19 protein-coding genes are annotated in these 26,028 nt (G+C 61.5%); 8 read left to right on the forward strand and 11 right to left on the reverse strand.

Annotated features, from left to right (window positions below):
• Positions 1-270: 270 nt before the first annotated feature.
• Positions 271-1,008 (reverse strand): YitT family protein, encoded by a 738-nt coding sequence (locus PM3016_RS28935; RefSeq protein WP_014371893.1) that lies wholly within the window; start codon positions 1,006-1,008, stop codon positions 271-273.
• 168 nt (positions 1,009-1,176) lie between these two features.
• On the opposite strand from PM3016_RS28935, the gene PM3016_RS28940 reads away from it, so the two are divergent.
• From PM3016_RS28940 to PM3016_RS28955, 4 genes are all read left to right on the forward strand, one after another.
• Positions 1,177-1,620 carry an Lrp/AsnC family transcriptional regulator gene (locus tag PM3016_RS28940; RefSeq protein WP_013919989.1) on the forward strand — a complete coding sequence of 148 codons (444 nt, stop codon included), beginning with the start codon at positions 1,177-1,179 and terminating at the stop codon, positions 1,618-1,620.
• A 721-nt stretch (positions 1,621-2,341) separates the two neighbouring features.
• Complete coding sequence (locus PM3016_RS28945; protein WP_013919990.1) at positions 2,342-2,887, forward strand: GrpB family protein; 546 nt, start codon at positions 2,342-2,344, stop codon at positions 2,885-2,887.
• Positions 2,888-3,069: 182 nt separating this feature from the next.
• The gene (locus PM3016_RS41200; protein WP_014371894.1) at positions 3,070-7,587 is read left to right on the forward strand and encodes an immunoglobulin-like domain-containing protein; all 4,518 of its coding nucleotides are present in this window, start codon (positions 3,070-3,072) and stop codon (positions 7,585-7,587) included.
• 27 nt (positions 7,588-7,614) lie between these two features.
• Entirely contained in the window at positions 7,615-8,814 is a 1,200-nt protein-coding gene (locus PM3016_RS28955) for a DNA-binding protein (protein WP_014371895.1), read from the forward strand.
• Positions 8,815-9,026: 212 nt separating this feature from the next.
• On the opposite strand, the gene PM3016_RS28965 is transcribed toward PM3016_RS28955, so the two are convergent.
• Positions 9,027-10,280 carry a helix-turn-helix transcriptional regulator gene (locus tag PM3016_RS28965; protein ID WP_014371896.1) on the reverse strand — a complete coding sequence of 418 codons (1,254 nt, stop codon included), beginning with the start codon at positions 10,278-10,280 and terminating at the stop codon, positions 9,027-9,029.
• 208 nt (positions 10,281-10,488) lie between these two features.
• Between PM3016_RS28965 and PM3016_RS38920 the strand changes: the two genes are divergently transcribed.
• From PM3016_RS38920 to PM3016_RS28970, 3 genes are all read left to right on the forward strand, one after another.
• Entirely contained in the window at positions 10,489-10,644 is a 156-nt protein-coding gene (locus tag PM3016_RS38920) for a hypothetical protein (RefSeq protein ID WP_013919994.1), read from the forward strand.
• A 143-nt stretch (positions 10,645-10,787) separates the two neighbouring features.
• A complete protein-coding gene (locus PM3016_RS38925; RefSeq protein ID WP_013919995.1) occupies positions 10,788-10,940 on the forward strand; it encodes a hypothetical protein in 153 nt (50 codons plus the stop codon).
• A 126-nt stretch (positions 10,941-11,066) separates the two neighbouring features.
• On the forward strand, positions 11,067-11,729 hold the full coding sequence (locus tag PM3016_RS28970; RefSeq protein WP_014371897.1) for a hypothetical protein: 663 nt from the start codon (positions 11,067-11,069) through the stop codon (positions 11,727-11,729).
• On the opposite strand, the gene PM3016_RS28975 is transcribed toward PM3016_RS28970, so the two are convergent.
• The 3 genes from PM3016_RS28975 to PM3016_RS28985 form a co-directional block, all read right to left on the reverse strand.
• Positions 11,720-12,043 (reverse strand): SCP2 sterol-binding domain-containing protein, encoded by a 324-nt coding sequence (locus tag PM3016_RS28975; protein WP_013919997.1) that lies wholly within the window; start codon positions 12,041-12,043, stop codon positions 11,720-11,722. The genes PM3016_RS28970 and PM3016_RS28975 overlap by 10 nt on opposite strands.
• 52 nt (positions 12,044-12,095) lie before the next feature.
• The gene (locus PM3016_RS28980) at positions 12,096-13,802 is read right to left on the reverse strand and encodes an AMP-binding protein (RefSeq protein ID WP_014371898.1); all 1,707 of its coding nucleotides are present in this window, start codon (positions 13,800-13,802) and stop codon (positions 12,096-12,098) included.
• A gap of 412 nt (positions 13,803-14,214) precedes the next feature.
• A complete protein-coding gene (locus PM3016_RS28985; RefSeq protein WP_014371899.1) occupies positions 14,215-15,072 on the reverse strand; it encodes a DUF429 domain-containing protein in 858 nt (285 codons plus the stop codon).
• A 279-nt stretch (positions 15,073-15,351) separates the two neighbouring features.
• Between PM3016_RS28985 and PM3016_RS28990 the strand changes: the two genes are divergently transcribed.
• Positions 15,352-16,224, forward strand: coding sequence for a hypothetical protein (locus PM3016_RS28990; protein WP_014371900.1), 873 nt, complete (start codon positions 15,352-15,354; stop codon positions 16,222-16,224).
• 143 nt (positions 16,225-16,367) lie between these two features.
• Here PM3016_RS28990 and PM3016_RS28995 read toward each other — a convergent pair whose 3' ends face one another.
• From PM3016_RS28995 to PM3016_RS29020, 6 genes are all read right to left on the reverse strand, one after another.
• Positions 16,368-17,903: a phytoene desaturase family protein gene (locus PM3016_RS28995; RefSeq protein WP_014371901.1), complete on the reverse strand. Its 1,536-nt coding sequence runs from the start codon at positions 17,901-17,903 to the stop codon at positions 16,368-16,370.
• Positions 17,904-18,625: 722 nt separating this feature from the next.
• The gene (locus PM3016_RS29000; RefSeq protein WP_014371902.1) at positions 18,626-20,443 is read right to left on the reverse strand and encodes a hypothetical protein; all 1,818 of its coding nucleotides are present in this window, start codon (positions 20,441-20,443) and stop codon (positions 18,626-18,628) included.
• The gene (locus PM3016_RS29005; RefSeq protein ID WP_013920005.1) at positions 20,440-21,660 is read right to left on the reverse strand and encodes an ABC transporter permease; all 1,221 of its coding nucleotides are present in this window, start codon (positions 21,658-21,660) and stop codon (positions 20,440-20,442) included. The genes PM3016_RS29000 and PM3016_RS29005 overlap by 4 nt, the downstream gene beginning before the upstream one ends.
• Entirely contained in the window at positions 21,641-22,846 is a 1,206-nt protein-coding gene (locus PM3016_RS29010) for an HlyD family secretion protein (protein ID WP_014371903.1), read from the reverse strand. The genes PM3016_RS29005 and PM3016_RS29010 overlap by 20 nt, the downstream gene beginning before the upstream one ends.
• A 25-nt stretch (positions 22,847-22,871) precedes the next feature.
• Entirely contained in the window at positions 22,872-23,504 is a 633-nt protein-coding gene (locus PM3016_RS29015) for a TetR/AcrR family transcriptional regulator (protein WP_013920007.1), read from the reverse strand.
• Positions 23,505-23,809: 305 nt separating this feature from the next.
• Positions 23,810-25,999, reverse strand: a complete 2,190-nt coding sequence (locus PM3016_RS29020) for an alpha-galactosidase (protein WP_014371904.1) — start codon at positions 25,997-25,999, stop codon at positions 23,810-23,812.
• Positions 26,000-26,028 lie beyond the last annotated feature (29 nt).

Consider the following 26,028-nt stretch of genomic DNA (forward strand, 5'->3'; position numbering starts at 1 on the left):
GGAGGTCCGGATTTTATTACTCGGCGAGGAAAAAGCGGCGGAGCCGCGTAGTGTTAAAAGGCGAAGCGGCCATATGCATTGCAGCTTAACTGCGGGGTCACTTTAAGGATAACCGGCTTACGGTCCTTTAAGATGACAGAATCGAGCTGAAGCGAGTTATCCTTTCGGACATTTGCGCAAAAAAGCGCAGAAGAGATGAAGCATCCAAATGGAAGCTTTCATCGCATTCTGCGCTTGGGGGGCGTACGCGGCCGGACCAGCCGCGGCTCTCTACCGGAGCCCTTCCGAGCCGTCCGTATAGAGGGCCGGGGAACCGGCCGGCACCTCCGCAAGAGGAGCCTGTTCGGGCTGCAGCTCGTCGTCGGCCGCCTGCAGCTCGGCCAGAGTCGCGCCGCCGCTGTGTTCTTTTCCGGGGATGGCATAGGTCTTTATTTCCTTCACCGGTTCGCTATTGATCTTGCTTTTAAAATAACTGATAATCAGGGAAGCGAGGGCAATGGAGCCGATCGAATACAGGGCCTTGGTCACGCCGACAGCGGACAGGGAGATGAGCACCACCATGCCGTCGAAGGCAAAATTGACGAGCCCCGGGTCCCAGCCGTACTTCCTGCGGAGGTAGAACGCCAGGATGTTCGCTCCGCCGAGCGACGAGTTGTTCGCAAAGAGGATGCTGACCCCGAGGCCGATGCCCATCCCGCCCAGCACGGCGCCAACGAGATTCGAGGGCTCGAAGGCCGGGAGCAGGGAATCCACGCCGGTGAACAAGGTGAGGATCAGGACCGAACCGACGGAATACACGGTGAACGAACGGCCCATCGTCAGAGCGGAGAAAAGAAAGAAGGGAATATTGATCGCCAAGAACAATGCGGTAAAAGGAAGATTCATCAAGTAAGACAGGCTCAGCGACAGCCCTGCTGTACCTCCGGTCACGGCATGCGTATGTTTGAGGAATAACAAGCCGATGGCCGTTACCATACAACCGAACACAATATTGGCAAATTTACGCATAGCTCACTCACTCCACCGGTCTTTTTTTGCGACACGTTATCTTTTCTTACATGATATACTAAGCGTAAAGCTTGTTATATAAAGAAACGAACCCGTTTGGTGGAGCTGACCGAAACTTTGAAGGAAATTGATGCAAATAAACTTCACATTGAAAGTTGGTTGTAAATCGTGGATGCCATAGATATTGCCCTGCTCAAATGGCTGCAGGAAGATGGGCGGATGACGGTCAGCGAGCTGTCCAAGAAGCTCTCGCTCAGCCGTCCCAGCATCTCCGAGCGCCTGCTCCGTCTCCAGGAAAAAGGGGTTATTGAGGGATTCAGCGCCAAGGTATCACCGGCCGCGGTCGGCCGGAGTACCGTACTTATGATTCAGATGAGCGAGCTCAAATTGTCCTACCATGATTTCGAGCAGAAAATGATCGCCGATCCCGACATCATCGAATGCCACCGCGTTACAGGCACGGTGGACTACATCATGAAAGCCGCGGTCGGCGGCGTCGACGGCCTGAGCCTGCTCGTCGAGCGGCTCATGCTCTACGGCAGCCCGCACACGTCGGTGATCATCGGCTCCCCCGTCGCCGGACGGCCGATCCTGCCGCGGGAGAAGAAGTAGACCACGGCAGCCGCGAAGAACGAGAACAGCCCGCCTGCAGATTGCTGCAGGCGGGCTGTTTGCGTCGGCGCGGGGGTGTCGGGACGCGGCATATCGCGGGGATGGGCGGCGGGACAGTGGGCGCGTCATGGCCTGGCCTGGAGTCCGCCACCCCTAACACGGATTTTCCGTGTTAGACAGGCGGCTTCTCGCCGTGGCGAGCCTGGGCGGAAGTCCGCCACTGTTAACACGGATTTTCCGTGTTAGACAGGCGGCTTCACGACGCGCGGCCAAGTTAACGCGGATTTTCCGCGTTACGTGCGGGCCAGGCCGGGCCTGGGCGGAAGTTCGCCACCCCTAACACGGATTTTCCGTGTTAGACAGGCGGCTTCTCGCCGTGCGACCAAGTTAACGCGGGTTTTCCGCGTTACGTGCGGGCCAGGCCGGGCCTGGCCGGGAGTCCGCCACAGCTAACACGGATTTTCCGTGTTAGACAGGCGGCTTCACGACGCGCGGCCAAGTTAACGCGGGTTTTCCGCGTTACGTGCGGGCCCTCTAACGCGGCTTCGCCACGCCTCTCCCTTTTTGCCTGACCGGTGGCGAATTAAGGGGTTCACGTACCACTTTTTTCCTATATAATAGAATCAGATTCACGCTTGTCCCGCATCTGCGGCCGAGACTCTACAGAATGGGAGGATGAGATGAGCCGTATTCATACAGAAGCAGGAGGTGCTTCTCCCGGATGAGCCGATCGAACGATGCGTCCACCTGGCCCGCCTGGGCCGTGGAGCCTGTAACGCTTGCCCCGCCCGACCCGCAGTGGCCCGCGCAGGGAGAGAACCTGCGGCAGGAGCTGGCTTCGCTGCTGCTTCCCTTCGGCGTGACGGAGATCGAGCATATCGGCTCCACCTCCATTCCCGGCCTGTCCGCCAAGCCGGTCCTGGATCTCATGGCCGCCGTGCGCGGCTGGGAGGATGTGCCCGGGATCGCCCGCACCCTTGCGCCCTATCACTGGCACTTCGTGCCCCCTGAGCTGGACGAACGACCCTGGCGGCGGTTTTTCGTCAGAGCGCCGAAGGACCGGCGGACCGCCCACCTTCACCTGCTGCTGGATGGGGATCCCCATTGGGAGGAACAGCTCTGCTTCCGCAACCGCCTCCGGGCAGACGATACGCTACGGGATGCCTACGCAGCCCTCAAAGCAAAGCTGGCCGCCGATTTCCGGGAGGACCGGGAAGCCTATACCGCAGCCAAATCCGAATTTATCCGCAGTGTACTTCAGACCTAATCCGCAATTCCATTTTATCCCACCGACTGCCCGGGCTACGGGCCTATTTTCACTTCTTTTCATAGAATCACAGATTCTCTTCACATCCCCTTAACAAGCCAATAACACAACCCTGCTAAAATGTTCCATGAGTCGACAAATTTCTTAAAAGCGAACGGCTCCATACTACGGGAGGTAGAGAAATGAGATCACCAGCATTCAAACTGGCGCTGGCCCTGCTGCTGTCCGGCAGCACGCTCGCACCATCGGCATCGTACGCTTCTTCCGATACATATCGTATCCTGGCCGCATCAGGTGATACAGCGCCGGTACAGACATCCGTGTACGGCGGTGAGATCGGAACAGGCACCACCGTGCAGGAGGCCGCCTACGGACCGGTATCCGTCCAGCTCCTGAACATCAACGACCTGCACGGCAAAGTGGACCAGACCTACCCGGTCGACCTCGACGGCGACAAGGTCAACGAATCGAACCTCGGCCGCATGGATTACGTCGCCGCCTACCTCAAGCAGCGCGAAGCCGGCAATCCGAACACGCTGATCCTGCACTCCGGCGATACGATCGGCGGCAGCTCGCCAGTTACCGCCCTGCTGCAGGACGAGCCTACGGTCGAGATGCTCGAATCCATCGGCTTTGACGGCGGTACGGTCGGCAACCACGAGTTCGACGAAGGCACCGCCGAGATGCTCCGTATGATCCAAGGCGGCACGCATCCGAAGGGCACCGAGAACTATGACGGCATGAACTTCCCTGTCGTTGCCGCCAACATCGAGTACAAGGCGGACGGCAGCCCCGTGCTCCCTCCTTACTTCATCCGCGAGATCGGCGGCGTGAAGATCGGATTCATCGGCGTGGTCACCCAGTCCACCGCCTCCATCGTGATGCCGGGCGGCATCGCCGACATCCGCTTCACGGATGAGACGGCGGCGGTGAATAAGGCGGCGGCCGAGCTCAAGGCCCAGGGCATCCGCTCCATCGTGGTGCTTTCGCACTTGGACGCCGTGCAGAGCGGCACAGGCGTCACCGGCGCAGCGGCGGATCTCGCGAGCAGCGTGGATGACGAGGTCGATGTGATTTTTGCGGCTCACAACCACACGATCGTCAACGGTACCGTCGACAACAAGCTGATCGTCCAGGCTTGGGAATACGGCAAAGCCATCTCCGACGTGGACCTGCAGATCGATCCGGCTACGGGCGATATCGTGCAGAAGAGTGCGGAGATCGTATATGTGAACCAGGCCGGCATCACACCGGACCCTGCGGTAGGAACGATCCTCCAGAAGTACGTGGACCGCGTGGCTCCGATCATCAATGAAGTCGTCGGCGTAACGGCCGCAGAGATGACCGGCGGGTACGGCGTCCGCGGACCGATTGGCGACAATGCGCTCGGCAACTTCATTGCGGACGGTATGCGCCATGCCATGAACAGCGATTTTGCCCTGATGAACGGCGGGGGCATCCGCGACAACCTGAACCGAGGGGACGTGACGTGGGGCGAGCTGTATAACATCCAGCCGTTCAACAACCAGCTCGTGAAGGTGGAAGTCACCGGCGCGGATCTCGAGACGATCCTGAACGCCCAGCTCTCTTCGCTCTACGGGCCGGATTACAGCATCGGCGGCTTCTCCTATACGTGGAACGGCAGCACGACCAAGGTCGTCGACATCTTCCTGCCGGACGGCTCGAAGATCGACAAGACGAAGACGTACACCGTCACCGTGAACAACTTCATGCAGACCGCTACCTCCTCGAAATACAAGCCGATCGGCACGCTTGGGAAGAATCCGGTATACGGTCCGGAAGACCTCGAGGCTTCCGTAGCCTTCACGCGCAGCTTCGGCGGAACGCCGATCAGCTATAAGGCCGAGGGACGCATCAAGGAAGTCTCCGGCGTACCGACCGATCCGGCACTGCTGACGGTCGCACAGTTCCGTGCACTGGCTGACGGCACCGCAGGCAAAGCCCAAGGCGTCATCACCACCACGCCGCTCGGGAACAAAAGCTTCTACATGCAGGACAGCACGGGAGGCATCTTCGTCTATTCGCCATCCGTGACCGAGACGCTGGCCCTCGGCGATAAAGTATCGGTCAGCGGGATCAAGAAGACGTTCAACGGCGAGCTGGAATTCGACTCCGGCGCGACCGTGACCAAGATCGGTACCGAGCCTGTGCCGGCACCGATCCAGATTACCCCCGCACAAGTGGGTGACCACCAGGGCAAGCTCGTGACCCTGAAGGGCGTCAAGGTATCGGATATCCGTGCGAATGACTTCAACGTCACGTCCGGCGGCTCGACCGTCATGGTGTACACCGGCGCTTACGGCGTAGGTACAACTCAGGTGAAAGACGGCGACATCATCGACCTCACAGGGATCGCCGCCTACTATAACAAGAACCAGATCAAACCGCGCAGCGCAGCGGACATCATGGTAACCGGCGGACTCAGCGACGCTGAAATCACGGCGGCCGACCACAAGGCGCTGACGCTCGGCGATACGAGCGCCGTCACGCTGAACCTGACGCTGCCAACAACCGGGGCGAAGGGCTCCGTCATCACGTGGAGCTCCTCCAATCCGGCCGTCGTCGCAGCGGACGGAACGGTCACCCGTCCCGAGAAAGGCCAGCCGGCGGCAACGGCCGTCCTGACGGCGACGATCACGAAGGGCACCTCCACCCTGACCAAGAGCTTCTCGATCACCGTCAAGCCGAAGCGGCTTACGGACCAGGAAGCGGTAGCCAACGCCAAAGCCGCCCTGTTCCTGACGTATGACGGCGTATCCGACAAGCTGAAGCTGATCACCGCAGGGGCTGACATGACCACGATCTCCTGGAGACTGACGAATCCCGAGCTTTCGCGCATCGTGGACGTCACAACGGGTGCCGTAGACCGCACCAAGGTGATCGGAGGCAGCGAAAAGGTAACCCTCGTCGCCACGATCTCCCGCGGAACGTACTCCGATATCGACGTATTCACGATTCTCGTGCGCGGCCTCCCTGCACCGGCGGTAGTGAATGCCGTATACGAGAATGACACGTTCGTCACCGGCACGGCCAAGGCGGGCTCCACCGTAACGGTCCGCACCGGCGATACGGTCCTTGGCAGCGCGGCGTCCCATGCGACCACCGGCGCTTACCAGGTGGCCATCGCGGCCCAGCCTGCAGGCACCGTTCTTGAAGTCATCGCGACAGCCACGGGCTACACCAGCACCCCGGCGTACGTCCTGGTGCTGACACCCGTACTGAACGATGCCGGAGCGGTTGCGGCCGACAAGAACGCCCTGACGGACAGCGTGATCCTGAACGGTAACCCATCGCTGGATGCCGTGACTGGTGCACTGAAGCTGCCGGTTTCCGGCGAGAACGGAACGACGATCTCCTGGCAGTCCAGCCAGCCGTCCGTAGTGTCGGCAAGCGGCACGGTGACCCGCCCATCGTCTTCTTCCGAGAATGCCGTGGTGACCCTGACGGCAACAATCTCCCGCGGGGGCGCCAGCGATACCAAATCTTTCACCGTCACCGTGCTGAAGCAGACGGCTCCATCCGGTGATACGCTGACAGTCCTCGAAGCCAAAGCTTCGCCGCTCGGCACATTGGTCAAAGTCCGCGGCTACCTGACCTCCAAGACGGCGGCAAGCAACAGCAACATCGTCTTCGTCCTGGCCGATCAGGAAGGCGTGACCGACTTCACGGGGAATGCGGGCGCGATTCAGATTCCGCAGACGAACTCCTACTACGTAGACCCGGCTGCGAAGCAGACGCTGCTCGATGCGCCGATCGGCTCCATTGTTATCGTGGAAGGCAAGATCGATACGTATAACTCCAAGCCGTCCATCGAAGCGATCCGTTCCGCTGCCCTCCAAGGGGCCGAGAACACCGCGCCGACCGTAACGAACGTGACCTACAGCGGCGTGCCGCAGGTTGGCGCGACCCTCACGGGCGTGTACACCTACACCGATGCGGAGAACGATCCGGAAGGTGCCTCCGTCTATGCCTGGTACCGCTCGGATTCGGCAGACGGCACAGGCCTGACCGCCATTGCCGGCGCATCCGGCAAGTCTTATACAGTGACCGAAGCCGACCTCGGCAAATACCTCGTCTTCGAGGTCACTCCTGCCGCCGCCTCCGGCACCTCCGCCGGCCAGCCGGTGAAGAGCGCTCCGACAGGGCAGGTGACGGGGCAGCAAGGTCCCGGGCCAGTAGGCGCCGACCTCTTCTTCTCGGAGTACGTCGAAGGCACGTCCAATAACAAAGCCATTGAAATCTTCAATCCGTCCGGCACAGCCGTTAATCTCACTGGGTATACCGTGGAGCTCTACGCCAACGGGGCAACCGCACCAACGAACAAGCTGGATCTCAGCGGTACGCTGGCTGCCGGCGACGTCTTTGTCATCGCCAACGCCTCGGCGAATGCGGCGATCCTGGCCGTGGCTGACGTCACCAGCACCGTTACCTTCTTCAACGGCGACGATGCGCTTGTGCTCAAAAAGAACGGCGTGATCGTCGATGTGATCGGCCAGGTGGGAACCGACCCCGGCACCGAATGGGGCACCGGCGTAACCTCCACCCTGGACAATACGATCCGCCGCATGCCGGGGACGACCGCGGGCGACACCAACGCTTCCGACGCCTTCGATCCGGCGGCGCAGTGGATCGGGTATCCGGTCGACACGCTCGACGGACTCGGCCAGCACACGAACTAATCCCATCCTACACGAGGAGGCTCTCCCATGAAGATTCCGCATCAACGCTTCACCCGCACGCTGCTCAGCCTGGCCCTCTCCCTGACGGTGGCCGCTTCGGCGGTTCCCGCCGTCCTGGCCGAGGGGCCGGCCGATCCGGCTCCGTATCTCAATCCGGCGGGCACGGCCAACGGCAAAAAGGTGCTCTTCGACAACACGCACGGCCAGACGGCCGGCGCAGCCGACTGGGTGATCAACGGCGGGTTCTCGGACTTCGCCGAAGGCATTGCCGCCGCAGGCTACTACGTCAAGGAGCTGCGCAAGAGCACGCCGATCACGCTCGACGATCTCAAGGGCTATGACGTCTTCATCATTCCGGAAGCCAATATCCCCTACAAAACGACCGAGCAGGCGGCCATGCTGCAGTACGTACAGGGAGGCGGCAGCATCTTCTTCATCTCCGACCACTACAACGCCGACCGCAACAAGAACCGCTGGGACTCCTCCGAGGCCTTCAATGGCTACCGCCGGGGCGCCTGGACCGATCCGGCGAAGGGCATGTCGACGGAAGAGCGAGCTTCCGCCGCCATGCAGGGCGTAGCCAGCACGGACTGGCTCGCCACGAACTTCGGCGTGCGGTTCCGCTACAATGCGCTCGGGGACATCAACGCCACAGTCATCGTCTCGCCGGAGCAGTCGCTCGGCATCACGCGCGGCGTGAAGTCCGTGGCGATGCACGCCGGCAGCATGATCGCGATCACCGATCCGGCCAAAGCCAAAGGCATCGTTTACCTGCCGGCAACCAGCCAGTCCTGGGGCAATGCCGTGGACAAGGGCGTCTATGCCGGCGGCGGCATCGCGGAAGGCCCTTACGCCGCCATCTCCAAGGTAGGCAAGGGCAAGGCGGCTTTCATCGGGGATTCCTCTCCGGTGGAGGATATCACCCCTCGCTACCTGCGTGAGGAGACCGGTGCGGCGAAGACCACGTACGACGGGTACAAAGAGCAGGACGACGCCACCCTGCTCATCAATGTCGTGAACTGGCTGGCGAAGAAGGAGTCCTATACGAAGCTGTCGCAGATCAGCGGGCTGAAGCTCGACTCCCCTACGCCGCTGCTGACCTCCGGTCCGGAGAACGAAATTCCGCAGCAGTCGGTGGAGCCGCAGGCCGAGCCATGGGCCGCTCCGGCCGCCGGCTACAAGTGGTGGGATCCTTCCACCTTCAAGGCAGGCTCCTACGGGAAGTAAGAGCAGCCCGACGAGAATGTGAATGACCCCTGTACAACCAAAAACCTCCAATCCCACGCTTCGCGGGTTGGAGGTTTTTTGGTGTTTCGGTGGAGTTCTGAAAACGGACGGGCAAGGGCTATACAAAGCCGGCTCATTACAACCATGGCGACCGCAGCTTTACAGCCAGCCTGAACTGCCTGCAGCTTTCGAATCTTCCAGGCCGCCGGCATTCAGGAGCCCATCAGCTTCCGGATCAGCTCCTTGCGGTTGCGGACGCCGGTCTTCTCGAAGATGTGGCTCAGGTGCTTCTTCACCGTAATCTCCGCGACGATCAGCTTCTGCGCAATATCCGCCGTCGTGTGGCAGTCGAGCACCATCCGGGCCACTTCCGCTTCGCGCTCCGTGAAGCCGTACGGGTTGTCGTCCAGCAGCTGCGCGCTCCGCTTCGTCAGCCGCTCATGCAGCGCAGGCTGCCGGCGGGCCAGATCGCCCGCCAGCAGCTTCCGCAGCTGCCCGTGGATCTCCCATCCGCCCTCCCCGTGCGGGCGGACGAACGAGAGCGCGCACAGCCGGCCGAACTCGGCCTGCGCCACTTCCGCTTCCAGCAGCTCCTCGAGGCGCTCGTGCTGGAAGGAAGGCAGCATCGCCGCCGCGTCGAGCAGCGGGCGCAGCTCATCGGCCCCGTCCTCCCGCAGCCACCGGCCCAGCAGATAAGCCTGCAGCCCGGTTCCTGCTTCCAAGCCGGGGCCGCGCCCTGCTGCCTCCCCCTCTCCCGCCATCACAAGCGCGGCCAAAGTCAGCGGATGGCCCTGCGACGCGGCCCAGAGCCGATCGGCCTCCCCGGCCTCCCGCCGCCCGGAGGCTTCAGCATAGGCGCGGACCTCCGCCGCCGTGAAGTCTTCGAGCCGCATCACTTCCATGCGCCCGGCCTCCGCAAGTCCCGGCTCGGCCGGCCAGACGCCCGGGCCTCTCCGGCTGGCCGTCACGAGCAGAACAGACGGCGGAAGCTGCGGCAGCAGCGTCCCGCACAGCCAGCGCTCGGCATCTCCGGCCGCCTCGTACGCGTCGACGGCGAGCAGCACCGGAACCCTGGCGGCAGCTGCGGACAGCTTCTCCCGGCATAAGGAGCCGTAGGATGGCAGGATCGCCCAGGGATCGGGAGCCGGCCCGTCCGGCTCCGGAGGCATGACGGCGAGGATCGCCGCCGCCAGGGACTCGCCGTGTCCGGCCGCATCCCGGCTGTCGACCTGCAGGGTCAGCCAGCCTCTTGCCCCGGCGAGCCGGCGGAGCTCGGCCAGCAGGCTGCTTTTGCCCGCGCCCGCCGTCCCCTCGATATGAAGACGGGAGACGCCGGTCCCGGACACATGCGTTTGCATCTGTTCCAGCAGCGCTTCGAACCGAAGCAGTTCGCTGCTTCTTCCGATGAAGAGAGGGGAGGCATGAGAACGCTCTCCGGGTTCCCTTAGAGTCATACTTTTGAGCATAGCTGCATCCGACCTTTGGCTTGGTTTCGTTATCCCCATTGTAAACAAATCCCATAGCAGCGGCAATGCACAGACGGCCTTACTTTCTGTGAGATGTATCACAATTCGGCAAAATGTATACCTTCGTATACTACCCTGACGCGGTACTGCGGTGATATGCTTACCTACGTCAGACAACGAGACGATGACGGCAAGGAGGTGAGCATCAATGAAACGCACCCTGATGGTTATGGCGGCAGCAGCTGTCGTTCTGCTTGGCACAGGCGACTTCGCCGCTCCGGCAAGCGCCATGTACAAAGGCTATGTTCCCGGCTCGATCATGGAGACGATTGAGATGGGCTACTGGTACTGGTTCCTTACGTAATACGGCAGCAGCCATGCTTCGCCCGGTCCGCAGCGAATATACCATGAACCGCTTGATGGCCCCACGATCCCCCCTTTTTCGCCGGCCTTGCGCTGACGAGCTCCACACCCCACTAACCCACACTACTGGAGGATGATTCATCTATGAAAAAGCATACCCGCAAACTTGCCATGATCACGGCCTGCGCTGCCGTTGCAGCGATTGGTCTCGGTGACTTCGCCACGGAAGCCGGCGCTATGCCGCGCAGCGTGATGGAATCCATCGAATACGCGTACTGGTACTACTTCCTCCGCTAGGAGAGCATGCCATGACGCCGGCCGCAGTTTCTACGGGCTATCGCATGAGCGACCCGCTAGCAGCTGCAGCCGGCGTATCTTTTTTTATTCACCTGACCGGGATGTTGAAAGGAGACTTAATCCTTTATGCTTCACGCTGACCTCACGACTTCTCCGCTTGCCTCCTACGGCCGGTGGTCCGGCTTCGCGCTGCTCCTCGGCGGTGCCGCCGGCGTCATCGCCCACCTGCTTCACCCCGGCATGCCCGAAACCCTGCACGAAACCGCGGTCTACACCGCACGGACCGTTCCGGTGCATACCGTCCTGCTCCTGGCATCCGTCCTGCTGCTCTTCGGCCTGCCGGCCTGGTACGTCCGGCGCAGTGCCGAACTCAACCGGATCGGCTGGATCTCGCTTCCGTTCCTCTTCTTCGGCCTCCTGCTCACCGAAACGCTGCACTGTATGCTCGAGATCACCGTGCTGCCGGGCATGTATACCGGCCTCACCGCACCGGAGGAGATTCGCGCCGTGAATGTGGAGATCGCCCGGATGTATGCCGCGCCTCCCGGCCCGTTCCTGTTCATCCCGGGGACCCTGATGACCATCGCCGGCGCCGTGACCGCCTTCCTCTCCATCCGCCGGATGTCCCGTATGCCGCAAAGCGCGGCCGTCCTGCTCGTGCTGTATCCGGTATGCGGCCTGCTCCGTACCGTGTTCCACGCCTCATCGCTGTATGCCTTCCCGGCCCTGCTGTATGCCGCGCTTGCCGTGCTCGGCTGGACGCTGCTGAAGCCGCGGGCCTACACGTAAGACTTCAGCACCTCCTGGAGCCGGAACGCCACGGTCATCTTGCCCTCCATCTTGAGCTTCCCTTCCATATAGGCCGCCGCTGCATTGAGCCTGCGGGTCATCAGCCTGCGCATCGTGTCCTCCGTCAGAATCAGCTTGCAGTCCGGAGGATAAGGCGCGCCGTCCACGAGCTCCGCCTTCCCCCCTTTGAACCTCACCTGCAGCGTGTTCCCTTCCCCAAAATCAAACTGGTACACCGCCTGCAAATTCCGGATCGGATCCGGGCTGCCGTTCATTCGGTCGACGAGCTTCCCGATCTCTTCGCGAATGACCATGCTCTCACCTCGTTATCGTCCTAGTATCGTCCTATGGTCGTACCATCCCGTATCAAGTGGGGATACGCTCTTCCTCTTCCTTCTCCGCCGCCTTCCTCTCGGCTTCTTCCTCCAGCAGCGCCCGACGCAGAATCTTGCCGACGAGCGACTTCGGCAGCGTGCTCCGGAATTCATACTGCTGCGGCACCTTGAAGGCGGCCAGACGCTCCCGGCACCAGCGGTCGAGCTCGTCGCGCCCCGCCTCGCTGCCTTCCTTCAGCACCACGTAGGCCTTGACCGTCTCGCCCCGGTACGCGTCGCGGATGCCGGCCACCACCGCCTCCACCACGTCCGGATGCTCATACAGCACTTCTTCGACCTCCCGCGGATAGATGTTGAACCCTCCGGCGATGATGAGGTCTTTTTTGCGGTCCAGAATCGTAAAAAATCCCTCCTCATCCATCTTCCCGAGATCGCCGGTGTACAGCCATCCGTCCTTCAGCACCGCCGCCGTCTCTTCCGGGCGGTTCCAATAGCCCTTCATCACCTGGGGACCGCGCACGATAAGTTCACCAATCTCACCTGCCGGCAGCTCCTCGCCCGTCTCCGGATCGATCACCTTCGCCTCCGTATCGGGAAAAGGAATCCCGATCGAGCCCGGCTTGCGCTTGCCCCAGATCGGGTTGGCATGGGTCACCGGCGAAGCCTCCGTCATGCCGTACCCTTCGATGAGCCGGCCGCCCGTCAGTGCCTCGAAGCGCTCCTGCACCTCGAGCGGCAGAGGGGCCGCCCCGCTGACGCAGACCGAGGGCGCCCGGCCGCGGAATCGCAGCGAACGGGGATCGCCGAGGAACGAGATGTACATGGTCGGCGCTCCCGGGAACACCGTCGGCTGCGTCCGCTTCAGCGTCTCGAACAGCAGGTCGAGATCGAAGCGCGGCAGCAGAGCCAGCGTCCCCGCCAGCGCGACCGACTGGTTCAGGAGCACGGTCAGGCCGAACACATGAAAGAACGGCAGCGCCGCCAGATACACCTCTTCGCCGCGCTTGCACCGGTACGCCCACAGCCTGTTCTGAATCGTAGCCGTGACGAGGTTCGCATGGGTGAGCATCACCCCTTTGGGCCGGCCCGTCGTGCCGCCGGTATACTGGATCAGGGCCAGATCCTCCTCCGGATCGACATTGTGCCAGTAGGGCTCGGGGGAAGCCGCCTTGAGCAGCTTGGGCCAGGCATAGACGCCGTCCCCGTAGTCGACCGAGCGGTCCAGACCCTGCCGGCGCGCGAACAGCGGGTAGAGCAGGCTTTTGGGGAACGGCATATAATCTTTCAGCGAGGTGACGATGATCCGCCGCAGACCCGCGGCTTCCGCCGTCTGGGCGACCCGCTTATACAGCAGGTCGAGCGTCACCACCGTCCGCACCCCCGCATCGCCGAACTGGTTCAGCAGCTCGCGGGGCGTATACATCGGGTTCGTCATGACGACGATGCCGCCGAGCAGCAGGGTGCCGTAGAATGCGATCACCGCCTGCGGACAGTTCGGCAGCATGATCGCCACCCGGTCCCCCTGGTGAACGCCGAGATGCCGCAGCGCATTCGCGAACCGGTAAGCCGCCTGAAGCAGCGCCGCATACGACAAGCGCCCTCCGAGGAAATCGACGGCGGCCCGGCGCGGGTAATCCCGGGCCGCATCGAGCAGGAACTGCGCCGCATGCTGCTTCGGGTAATCGTAACTCGGCGGCACCTCGGCAGGATAATGGGCCAGCCAAGGCTTAGCAGACATAGGTGGACACCTCCTATAGAAGATGCGGGTACAAGCAGAGGCCAGGCTGGTGCAGCAGTAAGAGGCGCCCCTCCCCCGGCGGGTCTCCCGCATCAAAGCCAAACGTAGGCGAAGCAGCCATGGAAAGATCAGTAGAGCGCCCACAGGTTGTCCGAAAACGCTTACATTCGCTTTGTACTGAATAAGATATGCGGTGAACCGGAGAATATGCCAAGCGGTTGAGGATTTTTTTGCGGGGGAGCCTCTATGGGCTGCTGCCCAGGCTGCAGCGGCTGTGAAAGCCAAAAAAGACGGCCGTTGGCCCGTCAGTCTTCCCGAAAGAACGTATGATTTTTTTACCCTGCTTCTGCAAAAAGGACAGACAAAAAAGATCGGAGTTCATGCCTCCGACCTGTTTCTTGTGCCCCGTCTGCTATGGCTGCTGCTCCCGGTGAGCCGCATAGTACACGATCGCCATCGGCAGCCCCGCCTCATCGCGCAGGTCCGTCTCCGGCACCTGCTGCAGTCCGGCCCTGCTGCCGGCCGCCGACGCGGCGGCGGCCAAGGCGAGCGCGTCGACGATGTCGTCGCGGGCCAGCACCCGGCGGGGATAGCGGGCCATCAGCTCCTCCACGACCTGCACTGCCTCGGGCAGCCGCTGCTGCAGCACCGCCATCCGCTCGGCATATCCCTCCGCCGTCTTCTTGCCGCCGCGCATCGGCGAGCCGGCAAGCCCCGCGAAGACCAGCTCGGGATGCGCCTCGAAGATCGTACCGCATGCCGCCGGCTCCTGCTGCAGCAGCGCATCGAGCTCGCGGATCTTGGGCACAAGCGCCCAGGACTGGCGCGACAGGCCGCGCCCGCCGAGCTCCTTGTGCCGCGCGTTCGCCTCCGCGTAAGAGCCGACATCGAGCACCCCGCGGACCGGCGCAGCAAAAATGCTGGACGCCCGCCAAGGCCTCAGCAGCCGGCGGGCCTCTCCGTCGCAGCTGCGGCGCTCCGTGCCGGAAGGCAGGCCGATCGGCATATCGATCAGAAGCAGGCTGCACCCGCGGCAGGCCTCCCAGAGTGCGGCCAGGCTGGAGTACACCGCCCCCTGCCAGCCTCCCCCGCTCTCCAGCCGAACCGCCACCCAGCCGCCGGGACAGCCGTCGACGCCGACATAGCCTTCCCGGGAGTCAGGCTGCTCCGCGAACGGCTCCCTTTCCTTTTCGCTGCCGCCGCTCTCCCTGATCCCGGATCCTGCGGCATTCCCTTCCGTTGTCACCTGTAACCCGTCCGTCTTCCTCATTCGGCTCCCCCGCTTCGATTTTACGCTCTGCCCTTCATTCATCGCAGCTGCTCTATGAATCCATTATACGGGACATTCTTCCTTCCTGCCGGCAATTCTGGACGAATGAACAGGGACAGAGGTACAAGCGACAGGGCACGGGTACACATACCTTATAGAGGCATAGGTTTAGACATTCGTGGAGCGGCTTGGTCATCCTCCGGGCATCCGTCCTGCAGAAGATGGGTCTGCCGCATTCTATGGCCAGGTCAAGATGAGAGAGCAAGGAGTGGATAGAACATGGCCTACGGCATTGTGGATATTTCGGTCTCGGATCAGATGGAGGATACGGCAGCGGCGCTCGTGCTGGATTGCTACAACAGCTTTCCCCACGATTTGGACTCGATCCGCAGCGGCGTTTCCGTTGTCATGAAAAATAACAATACCGAACGCAGCGTACGCCTATACCGCGAACAGGGGGACGAATGCGGCTTCCCTTATCTTGAGCTGAGCAGCGCCGCGGCCAAGGCGCTCGGCCTCAAGGACGGATACCGCTACCAGATCGACTATAACGAGATGGGCGGGACTCTGACCTTCCGCCGGGTGACGCTGAGCCGGGTGATGGCGCCGATCGATGTCAGCACGGACCGCAGCAGGGAAGCGGCCGTTACGATGGGATACTCCATCCTCAGCATGCTCGGCCTCGCCGAACAGCGGGGGTCTTACGTGTCCGTCAAAAAAGGCGGCACAACGCACAAGCTCCGCCTGATCGTCCCTGAGAACGAGCTCGACGAAGAGGTCTGGCTCTCTCCCGCGGCCGCGGCGAAGCTTGGAATCTCCGGCGGGAATGAGCACCTGCTGGAGTACAGCCAGTCATCCAGGGTGCTGTATGTGGATGGAGCCTCGCAGTCCGAGAGCAGTGCAGCGGTCAAGCGCACCGCCAGTTCCCGGACCAAACGCACGACGGCCTCCCAAGGCAGCGTTTGGACCGCGAAGACAGCGAATCCCGCTTCCAAAAAAGGGAAGAACGTCTGGACGCTGCGTTACCCGGCCGGTCCGAAGAAGTCCCCGGGCCCTGCGGCCCCCGCACGGAGGAGCAGCCGCAAACCGGGCTCCCCCCAAAGGCAGGGAGCCTGGCTCAGCAGCCGCAAGCTGGCTCCCCGTTCCCGGTGATCCTGGGTCCGCAGGAGCTGCAGTATCACTGGAATGGGGCTGTCACTGGCACTTGGCGGGTGCCGGGTGCCGGCCGCCCAAAAAGCCTTGGTCCTACGCTTCGGCAGCGCGGACGCAAGGCTTTTTTGGTTTTGGAGTGCTGCTTAGCGCAGCATGCGCTCCGCGGCAATCCAGCCGGACATCGCACTGCCCAGCGTCCCTGCTCCCGGGTAGACCGTATCGCCGCACAAGTAGACGCCCGGAACTCCTGAGTACGCGGAGGACATCCGGAGCAGGTCGAGCGGCCCCTGCGGGATATACCCGCCGACCTTGCCCCGGCTGCGCTGCGTGTAGCGTTCGAAGGTAACCGGAGTGCCAGGCAGCACGACATCCAGTGAGTCCGAGAAGCCTGGGAACACCCTGTCCGCCCCTTCCAGGATGCTGTCCGCATACTCCTGCTTGCGTCGTTCGTAAGCCTCCCTGCCGAGCGACCACCAAGGGTCCGGCGCCGTGTGGGTGGAGGCCGTTAGGGCCGCATGACCGGCAGGGGCGCGCAGATCGTCGCCGGGCCTGGAGATCGAGAGCAGGAACTGGTTCGTCTCGGCCAAGGGCGCTCCATAGCTGCGGATGAATTGATGATAGAGCACCGGCGGTGCTCCGGCTTGATCAGCGGCGTCGGCGGCGACGGGTGGAAACACCTTGTCGGCGGGACACCCCATGTACAGGGTAAAAGCACTCCACGCCGGCCTGGCCTCCTCCTCCTCTTGGGACAAAAAGCCGGGGCCGCCATGCCGCTCCGCTTCATCCAGAAGTCCGTGGAAGCTGTGCAGCGAATTGCCCAGCACGACCTGGTGTGCATGGATGATCTCGCCGCGGCGGGTGCGCAGCTCCCAGCCCCCCTCCGCACCTGCGGACTTCCGCAGACCCGTGATCGGGGTCCGCAGCCTGACCTCTCCGTCGCTGCTGCGAACCGCCTCGGTCAGGTCCAGTGCGATGCGGGATAATCCTCCGTCGATATAATAAGCCCCACGGTGAAACACATTGAGAGCCGTATACGCCAGAACCACCGGACACTCATCCGCTGTGGTCTGTACGCTGTCGATCAGCTGCCCGTTCAGGAAATGAACGAACGCCTCCTCCCGCTCTATTCCGTACCGGCGCAAGCGCTGGCCCAAGGATTGCAGCAGCAGCGGCGCCCGCTTCAGCAGCCGGGGGTCAACCATCCGCAGCAGCCGGGCCGCGTCACCGAATGTTCTCGGCGGAAGCACTGGACGATGGACCGCGATCTGCTCCAGCAGGAAGGAGAAGCCGAAGACCTCTTCGTAGAAGTCGATGATGCTCTGGGCTTTGGCCGGGAACACCCGCCGGATCTCCCGGAACCACGCCTCCTTCTGCTGGTAATACCGCACCGTGCGGTCCGGCAGGTGTACGTCCATGATGACGCTCTGCGGATGCAGCGGCGGCAGCGGCAGCCCGAGCTCCCGGTACAGCCGCTGGAACAGGCCCCCCGGCTCGAACCCCATGCCGTAGGTGGCTCCGGCGGAGAACAAATAGCCGCTGCGCCGGAACGACCCTGCGCAGCCGCCGAGCTCCCCCGAGCCCTCGCATACGAGCACGGAGCGTCCGCCTGCAGCGAGAACTGCCGCCGCCGCGAGTCCTCCCATGCCGGCCCCCACTACCGCTGCGTCCACTTTTTTCATGCCGGCTCCCCCTTCGATGATGTCGATGCTGAACGTACATGATTCAGCGCTTTTCATTATACAAACATTATACACAACATTATACACGGACTCAAATGTTTTCGATTCGGTGGGAAGGCCCGTCCGCCCCTCGCTCTCTACCTCTCCAGCCCACTCTATATGATATTTTTCAGCATATAATCGTCGGGATGCTCCTTATTCGTCCCGTATCCGATGTTTTGAATCATATAGTAAGCTCTATCACGGAAAAATGCCTCATTCCTCCGATCATCCGATGTATTTCACCACATAAGGAGGCATTTTCCGGCTCCTGATTGTTTATATGATCTTTTTCATCCCATACACTTCTGTACCGGCTCAACTGCTTCCCTAGCGTTTTGACTCCTTCTTACACTCAACCTTCTCACTTCCCGCACCCTCAAACCTTCTCATAACCCTCCTCTCTCCATACCATCTCTGACCTGCTGCTTCTCTTCCAAGCTCTGCACACCTTACCCTCGGCTCTTCCCACACCAAAATAAAAAAATCCCCGCTATCCATAAGGACAACGGGGATGATTCCATCAGATCAGAGCGGGAAACCCGCAAAACAATGACTGCACCAAATCGTAACCGCACAGCGCCATATCACTTACCGCCTTACTCGAACAGCGGCAATTGGCTTAACCACTTACCTCACCATGTCTGCAATACAATCCAGCGCACATCCTTCGCGCGGTGCTATTACTGCTTTAGTACACCGACCAAACGTTTGGCTTCGCCGGTAGCCGTGGTGATCGTCTCATAGATGTTCACCGTCAGCGGGTAGTACTGCTCATCGGTCTTCAGGTTGTCGAACGTGATGAACTGCTTGCCCGAGACGACGCGGTTCATGCCGGTGAACGGCAGGGTGCGGACCGAGATCAGCTTACCCGTCGAATCGACGAGCTCCAGCGACATCTTCGAGAAGTTCGAATCGACGACAACGTGCTCCTGGCGCGTAATGTCCATCGAGAGGCCGAGCTTGTACGTGTATGTCATCGGCGAATACGGATTCAGCGCGCTTGGCATGTTCGTACGGAAGCCAAGCTCCCAGTCGTTCAGCTTCACCGTGAACGGATAGAACGCCATATTCTTGAGATCCATGGTTTCCTTCTGCACGGCTACGCGGTACGAACCGAGCGTCGTCACGGCCGGAGCGGCGGTCTTGAGATCGCTGAGCTTCAGCACGAACTCCTCGTCCTGCACTTCCTCCGGCATGTTGAACGCATAGCTGACGACATAGCTCGTCTGCGGCATGATCTCGGTGACCGTACCGGCCTGGCGGCTGCCGCTGTAGGTCAGGCCCGACTTCGTGACGAGCTTCGTCCCGAGCGTCGGCAGCGGAATCGGCAGCTCGCCGCTGTTCGTCAGCATGATCTTGGCGATCGCCGTCTGGTAGCCTTCGCCCTCATTCACATGCTGGTGCAGCTCCACGAGCGATACCGCCAGGTTCGGGTCGACGGCATCCGCTGCGCCCTGCAGCGGGAACGGCTTGCCGTTCTCCACCATCGCCGCTGATGCAAACTCGGCGATGCCGTTCACGACCGGCAGCTTCATCCCGAAGCGGCCTACCGAGTAGGCGCTCGCCGACACTTGGCCTTTGGCGTCCATCTGGCGGAACGTCTCCTGCGTCATCACGTTGAACGACTTCAGCACCGTGCCTTTGTCGGTCGGAATTGCAAAGTGAATGTACCGCTGCTCGCCCGCTTCGAGGATCAGCGGGGAAGCTTCCGTCCGCTTGCCGCTGTAAACGGTCTGGTCTGTGCCTACGGTGCCTTCCGTTCGCCCGTCCACCGTGAAGTCCGGGACCGCTTCTCTTTTCGCCGAAGGATTCTTAACCAGCACCTTCACTGTCGTAACCGGCCCGTTCGCCGTGTTATCCGTGCTTACCGATTCCGGCGTGTACACAAGCGGGGAATCCACGGCCGGCGACAGGCGGAACGGTGTGCCCCAAGACAGCAGGGCATCCCCGAAGCCTGCCGCAGGCCCTGTCCATGCCTGGCCGGCCACCGGCACAGCCAGCTTCAGGGTCTCCTGCTTCGGATACGAGTACCAGTCCACGGCGTACCAAGCCAGCTCCGAGAGATCCAGCGGTACCCGGCTGTCCACCGTAACCATATAGTTCAGCTCTTCCGTCGTTCCCGGACGAATCGCATGCGCATTGAATACGCTGGCCTGCAGCGGATACTCGAAGCCGTCCGACGTACGGGCGCGCAGCTCGAGGTCCGGAATTTTGGCCACTTTGGCCGCCGAGCTTCTCAGCTTCACCACAACGGCGATCTTCGTGCCTTCGCTCGTCGTTTCGTTCAGGAGGCTTTTCACTTCCACCTGCAGGTTGTCCGTGAGCTGGTAGGCTGCCGCTGCAGCCGTCCCGGTCACTGCGGCATCCGCAGCCGTTACCGCCGCCGCATCGGCCAGAGCAAGGCGCGCCGTATCCGGCACTGTGCCCGACAGCAGCACCGCTGTGGTCAGAAGAGCGGCCAGGGTTGTTTTTGTCCAGATCTTGTTGGTTGGTCTCATGCCATAATCTCCCCTACTTGCGTTGTTGTATGCGCAGCTGCCGGCAGGGCAGCCTCTTGTGGTGCAGCGGGCAGGCCGGTGTCGGCCGAAGCCTTCGCCGCCTTCCTCGTTTCTCTCCAGAGCAGCAGGCCGATGATCAGCGAGTATACACCGATCATGAGCACGAACACCCCGAGCTCACCGGTAAAATACTTCAGCTCGCCGCCCCGGTATCCCATGCCCCGGATAAATTTGAAGAGCCAGGTCAGCGGCAGCAGATTCGAAAGAAACTGGACCGGTGCAGGGAACATGATCGTGGCGACCTGCACGCCCGAGAGCATGAAGGACGGGTACACGATCGCGTACGTCCGCAGGGTCACCTTGGACGGCTCTGAAGCGGTCCAGCCGACCGCCATCCCCATCAGCGTCGCTGTCAGCGAGTACAGGAACAGCGGCAGCAGGAACTCGACCGGATTGCTGACGAAGCGCAGACCCCCGACCTGCTTCAGCATCCCGAAGGCAAGCTGCAGCGAGATTGTATTGATCACCGCATACGGCAGCACTCGCAGCCACAGCCCGATGGGGGAGCGAAGCGCCTCGGTAAGGCGTCCCTCCATCCGAAGCCGAGGCACGATGGAAGCCGCTGCGATCGAGGTAATCCCCAGCGCCGTCACATTCACGAAGCCGATGACCATGAACGCTATAAAATCCGACGTCGGGTTGAACAGCAGACGCTGCTGCATGGAGAGCGGGGTCGCCATCCCCATGGCCGCTTCATCCCCCATCCCCATCACCTTCAGCTTGCCAACGGTGAGCGACGTGTTCTCGGTGGTGATGAGCTCCTGCATCCCCGAGCGGATGTTCCCGATCGCCGAAGGCATGGAGTTGTCGATCAGGAATCCGATGTTGATCGACTTGCCCTGGAAGCGCAGCTGCTCCATGCCTCTTGGCAGGTACACGACAGCCATGAACTTCTCGTTGGCCATCAGCTTCTCCGGCGCGATCGCCTCGTGGAATACCCCCGCTACGTCCATATACTGTGAAGCGTTGATTTTGTCCGTGAATTGGCGGCTGTAGAGCGAGTTGTCCTCGTCCACGACCGCGACCGGCACCTCATTGATCTGCCCGTTCTGAAAAATATATCCGAACACCGCCGCCATAATCAGCGGAGCGAGCAGGATCGAAGGAATAAACTTGCTCGTCAGGACGTACTTCCACTCACTGAGCTGGGACTTCATCGACATGCACCTCCGCCGTCATGCCCGGCAGCAGCTTCTCCGTACGATCTACGTACACGCGCACCTGGAATGAGTTCAGGTCGGCAGTCCCTTTCTCCCGGCTCATACGGAGCGCGGCGAACTGCGGAGCGGCCGTGACGAATTGGACCTTGCCGTCCACGACGTCATCCAGCGCGGCAAAATGCGTAGGCACCGCCGAATCCGGATGGAACTTGCCCACCTGCGTTTCATCAACGTACAGGTCATAGTACAGCTTGCCGGTTTCGAGCAGAATGACCGGCGTGCCTGCGCCGACGTTCTCGCCCGCCTTCGGCACCACCTTCACGATCTTGCCGTCCGCCGGAGCCTTCAGCGTCATGCGGTCCTTCTGGATCTGCAGCGACTGGAGCAGGATGTTCTGCTGCTCGAGCTGCTTCTTGAGCGCATCGATGCCGATCTTCTGATTCGCGATATCCCCGCCGGCCAGCTCCTGCTGCTCGACTACGGCCGCAGCCCGATCCGCCTGCAGCGCCGCCTGCTGGCGCTCCTTCTCCGTCGCGCCGTTAAGCATCTTATCGAGCACGGCCTGCTGCTGGTTCTTCGCATTCTCGAGCGTCGCCACCTGGCTGCGGGCATTCTCCACGGCATCCCGGTGATCCTTGTAGTTGTAAGGATTATCATCGTAGCTCTCCTCGAGGTTAAGCAGCTGGTTATACAGCTTCAGCGCATGCGTGTACGATTCTTCAGAAGCGGCCACGGCCAGCTTCTGACGCTCGATATCCTCCGACCGGGCGCCTTCAGCCACCTGCGCCTGCTGCGTCTGGGCCTGCGACAGGCCGATCTGCGCCTGCTTCACCGCATTGCCGAGCTTGCTCTCGGCTACACGTATGCCGTCCTCCGCCTGGGCGATCTTCAGCGTCGTCACCTCGAGATCCGCCTGCGCCTTTTTCAGCTGCAGATCGATATCCGTCGGGTCAAGGGTCATGAGCACGTCGCCCTGCTTCACGCTCTGCTCTTCCTTGACCGGCAGGTCGATGATCCTGCCCGCCACGCCCTGGAACGACACGTTAATTTGCTCCGCCGTCAGAATGCTGGCCTTCTCGGACGCCGACAGCGTCACCGCATCCTTGCCTTCCGCCCGCAGCATATACCCCCCGCCGCCGAGCGCGAGCGCCAATACCACTACAGCCGCTACTTGTTTCTTCATACCCACACTTACTCCTCTCAGATAGTTACAACCCCTGTGCCTGACGGCACTGAAGGGCATTCATGATGAATCCGGTCGTGTACCTGACCACTTCGTCCCCGTTCTCCGAGGCCTGCGCCGTTTCGCCCGCCTGCTCGAACACGGGATCAAGGAATGCCGTGCTTCTTGCAAAAACCAGCGTTCCGATAATGGACTGGACCGTATGCCTCAGCGAATCATAGTGAAAATGACCGTCCGCCCTGCCCTTCTCCAGGATCATGATGAGCTGGCGCCACAGCCCGTGAATCACGGATTGGACCCGTTCGAGCCGGGGACTCTGCATCATGACCTCCTGCTGGAGCATGTTGATCAGGTCGGGCTCCGCCAGCCGGAACAGCGTGAACTCCCGGATGAGGGAGCTGAGGTCCTCCACGGGATCCTTCAGCTCGTACTCCGTCTGAAGGAATTCCGGAGCGAACGTCTCGAACAGGGCGAAGAACACATTCTCCTTACCCCCGAAATGGTACGAGACAAGCGCCAGCGCCACCCCCGCCTCATCGCAGATCTGCCGCACGGTCGTTCCCTCGAATCCTTTCTTCGCGAACAGCTTCTTCGCCGCATTCAGAATCTTCAGCTTCACGTCTTCCTTGACTTCCCTGCCTTCAGTCTCCCGTTTCAATGCAAGCCCCCCTTTTGCTCCGTACAGGTCACCCATGTGCTTAACGATTGTTTTGAACGTACGTTTTGAACGTACGTTTTGAACGATTGTTCAAATGTTCTTCGTTGATTATTTTACTACTAATGAAATCGGCCTGTCAATGAAAAACCTGCAGATTGGTTTCAAGGGAATTCTTCCCAAGCGTGCCATGGCTGCATCTTATCCCCTCTGTGAAGTACGAACTTCCCAGCCCCAATGCAAAAAAGCACCGGCCGCGCCGTTTCCGGCACGCCGATGCTTCTATTTCTTCAGCGGTTCCCGCTGTCTTACTGCACTTTCCGCAAGCGGATGAGCACACTCTCAAAATCACCATGCTGCACCGGCAGCGAAATGCCTGCGTGCATCAGCTCGTCGCCGCCGTACACCTCGCCCGACTCCAAGTCCGTATAGTCCGCAGCCGGATCGAGCCCCCGCAGCTTCAGCCGCTTATAAGGCTCGTTCGGCTCCGCCAGCACGTTGAAGTAGCAGGCCAGTACGTCGTCCCCGCTCTCCGACACGAACATCCACGCGGCCTCGAGCTCCTCGAACGGAGAGATCAGGCGGTAGAAGCGGCCGAACTGCACGAATTGGCGCAGCTCCTTGTAGAGCGCAACCTGAGCCTTCGCCAGCTCCTTCTCCTCCGGCGTGAACTTCGTCAGGTCCAGCTCGTAGCCGAAGTTGCCGCTCATCGCCACATCGCCGCGCATCTTCAGGGACGTCATCCGGTGCACCTGGTGATTCGGCACCGCGGAGATGTGCGCGCCCATCGCGGAGACGGGATACACGATGCTCGTCCCGTACTGAATCTTAAGGCGCGAGACGGCATCCGTATTGTCGCTTGTCCACGTCTGCGGCATATAATGCAGGATGCCCGGATCGAACCGGCCGCCGCCGCCGGAGCAGCTCTCGAACAGCACGTGAGGGAATGCGGTCGTGATCCGCTCCATGACCGAATAGAGGCCGAGCATATAGCGGTGCGCTGTCTCCCGCTGGCGCTCCGGCGGCAGCGCCGCGGAGCCGATCTCGGTCATATGGCGGTTCATGTCCCATTTGACATAGGAGATCGGGGCGCCGGCCAGGACACCGGACACCGTCTCAACGATGTAGTCGCATACCTCCGGGCGGGAGAGGTCCAGGATGAGCTGGTTGCGGCCCTCGGAGCGGACCCGATCCGGTACATGAAGGCACCAGTCCGGATGGCTGCGGTACAGCTCGCTGTCCACCGAGATCATCTCAGGTTCGAACCAGAGGCCGAACTGCAGCCCCAGCCCCTTCACCCGCTGCGCCAGATCGTCCAGTCCCTGCGGAAGCTTCGCCTTGTCCACGAACCAGTCGCCGAGCGAGGTCGTATCGTCGTTGCGCCGGCCGAACCAGCCGTCGTCGAGCACGAACAGCTCGATGCCGAGCTCCCGTCCGGCCTTCGCGATGTCTTCAATTTTCTCTGCCGTGAAGTCAAAATACGTCGCTTCCCAGTTGTTGATGAGCACCGGTCTCGGCTTGTCGCGGAACTCGCCGCGGCACAGCCGGGTACGGTAGAGCTCATGATATGTCTGCGACATGCCGGTCAGCCCTTCGGCCGAATACACCATGACCGCCTCCGGAGTCTGGAACGCAGCGCCTGGCTCCAGCAGCCAGCTGAAGTCGAACGGGTTGATGCCGAGGGACACACGGGTCGTATACCACTGGTCCACCTCGGCCGAAGCCAGGAAGCTGCCGCTGTACACAAGGTTGAAGCCGTAAGCCTCGCCCCGCTCCTCCGTCGTATCCTTCCCGAGCAGCGCAACGAATGGATTCTGCTGGTGCGAGCTTGCGCCCCTGCGGCTCTCGACGGACTGCGTGCCGCTGGCCAAGGCCCGCCGCTCGATATAACGCTCTCTTGCCCACGCACCCGGCAGCGTAAGAAGATCGAACCGGTGATGCGGGAAGTCGACGCTGGCACTCAAGGCGCGAAGCACGCGCACAGATTCTGTTCCCCCGTTGACGATCCGGGAGCTGCGGGTAATGACATTGCGCTCGCGGTACGCGGTGTAAGACAGCTCGACACGCAGGCCTGTCAGCGCATCTTCGAGCAGAAGCTTCAGCGTATCCGCTTCATCCTCCGCCTCCACATAGGTGGAGGGAAGCCCTTCGAGCGCCGGCTTGCCGGCTGTAATGTCATGCGATATGTATTTCAAATCGGTGACCGTCGTTCCGTTGGCGAGTTGAATCTGATAAGCCGGCTGGCGGAAGTCGGAATTGCCGTAGCCCGGGTACTCCAGCGGCAGCGCATCCAGGGAATAGCTGCGGTCGGGCGGATTCGGGTTCGGGGAGAAGGCACGGTCCCTGGTGCGGATGACATGAGACATCGGCAGGGCACGGACTTTCGCCCCCCAATATAGGTGAACCACATGGCCGCTCGGATAAACCTGCAGAATATAACTGCTGCTGCCGGCCTGCAGATGAAATTGACGCTGCTCCTCTAGGTAACGAATGCTCATATAAGTTCAGGCTCCCTTTTCTGTACCAA

Origin of the sequence: Paenibacillus mucilaginosus 3016 (assembly GCF_000250655.1) — a bacterium.
Taxonomy (GTDB): Bacteria; Bacillota; Bacilli; order Paenibacillales; family NBRC-103111; genus Paenibacillus_G; species Paenibacillus_G mucilaginosus.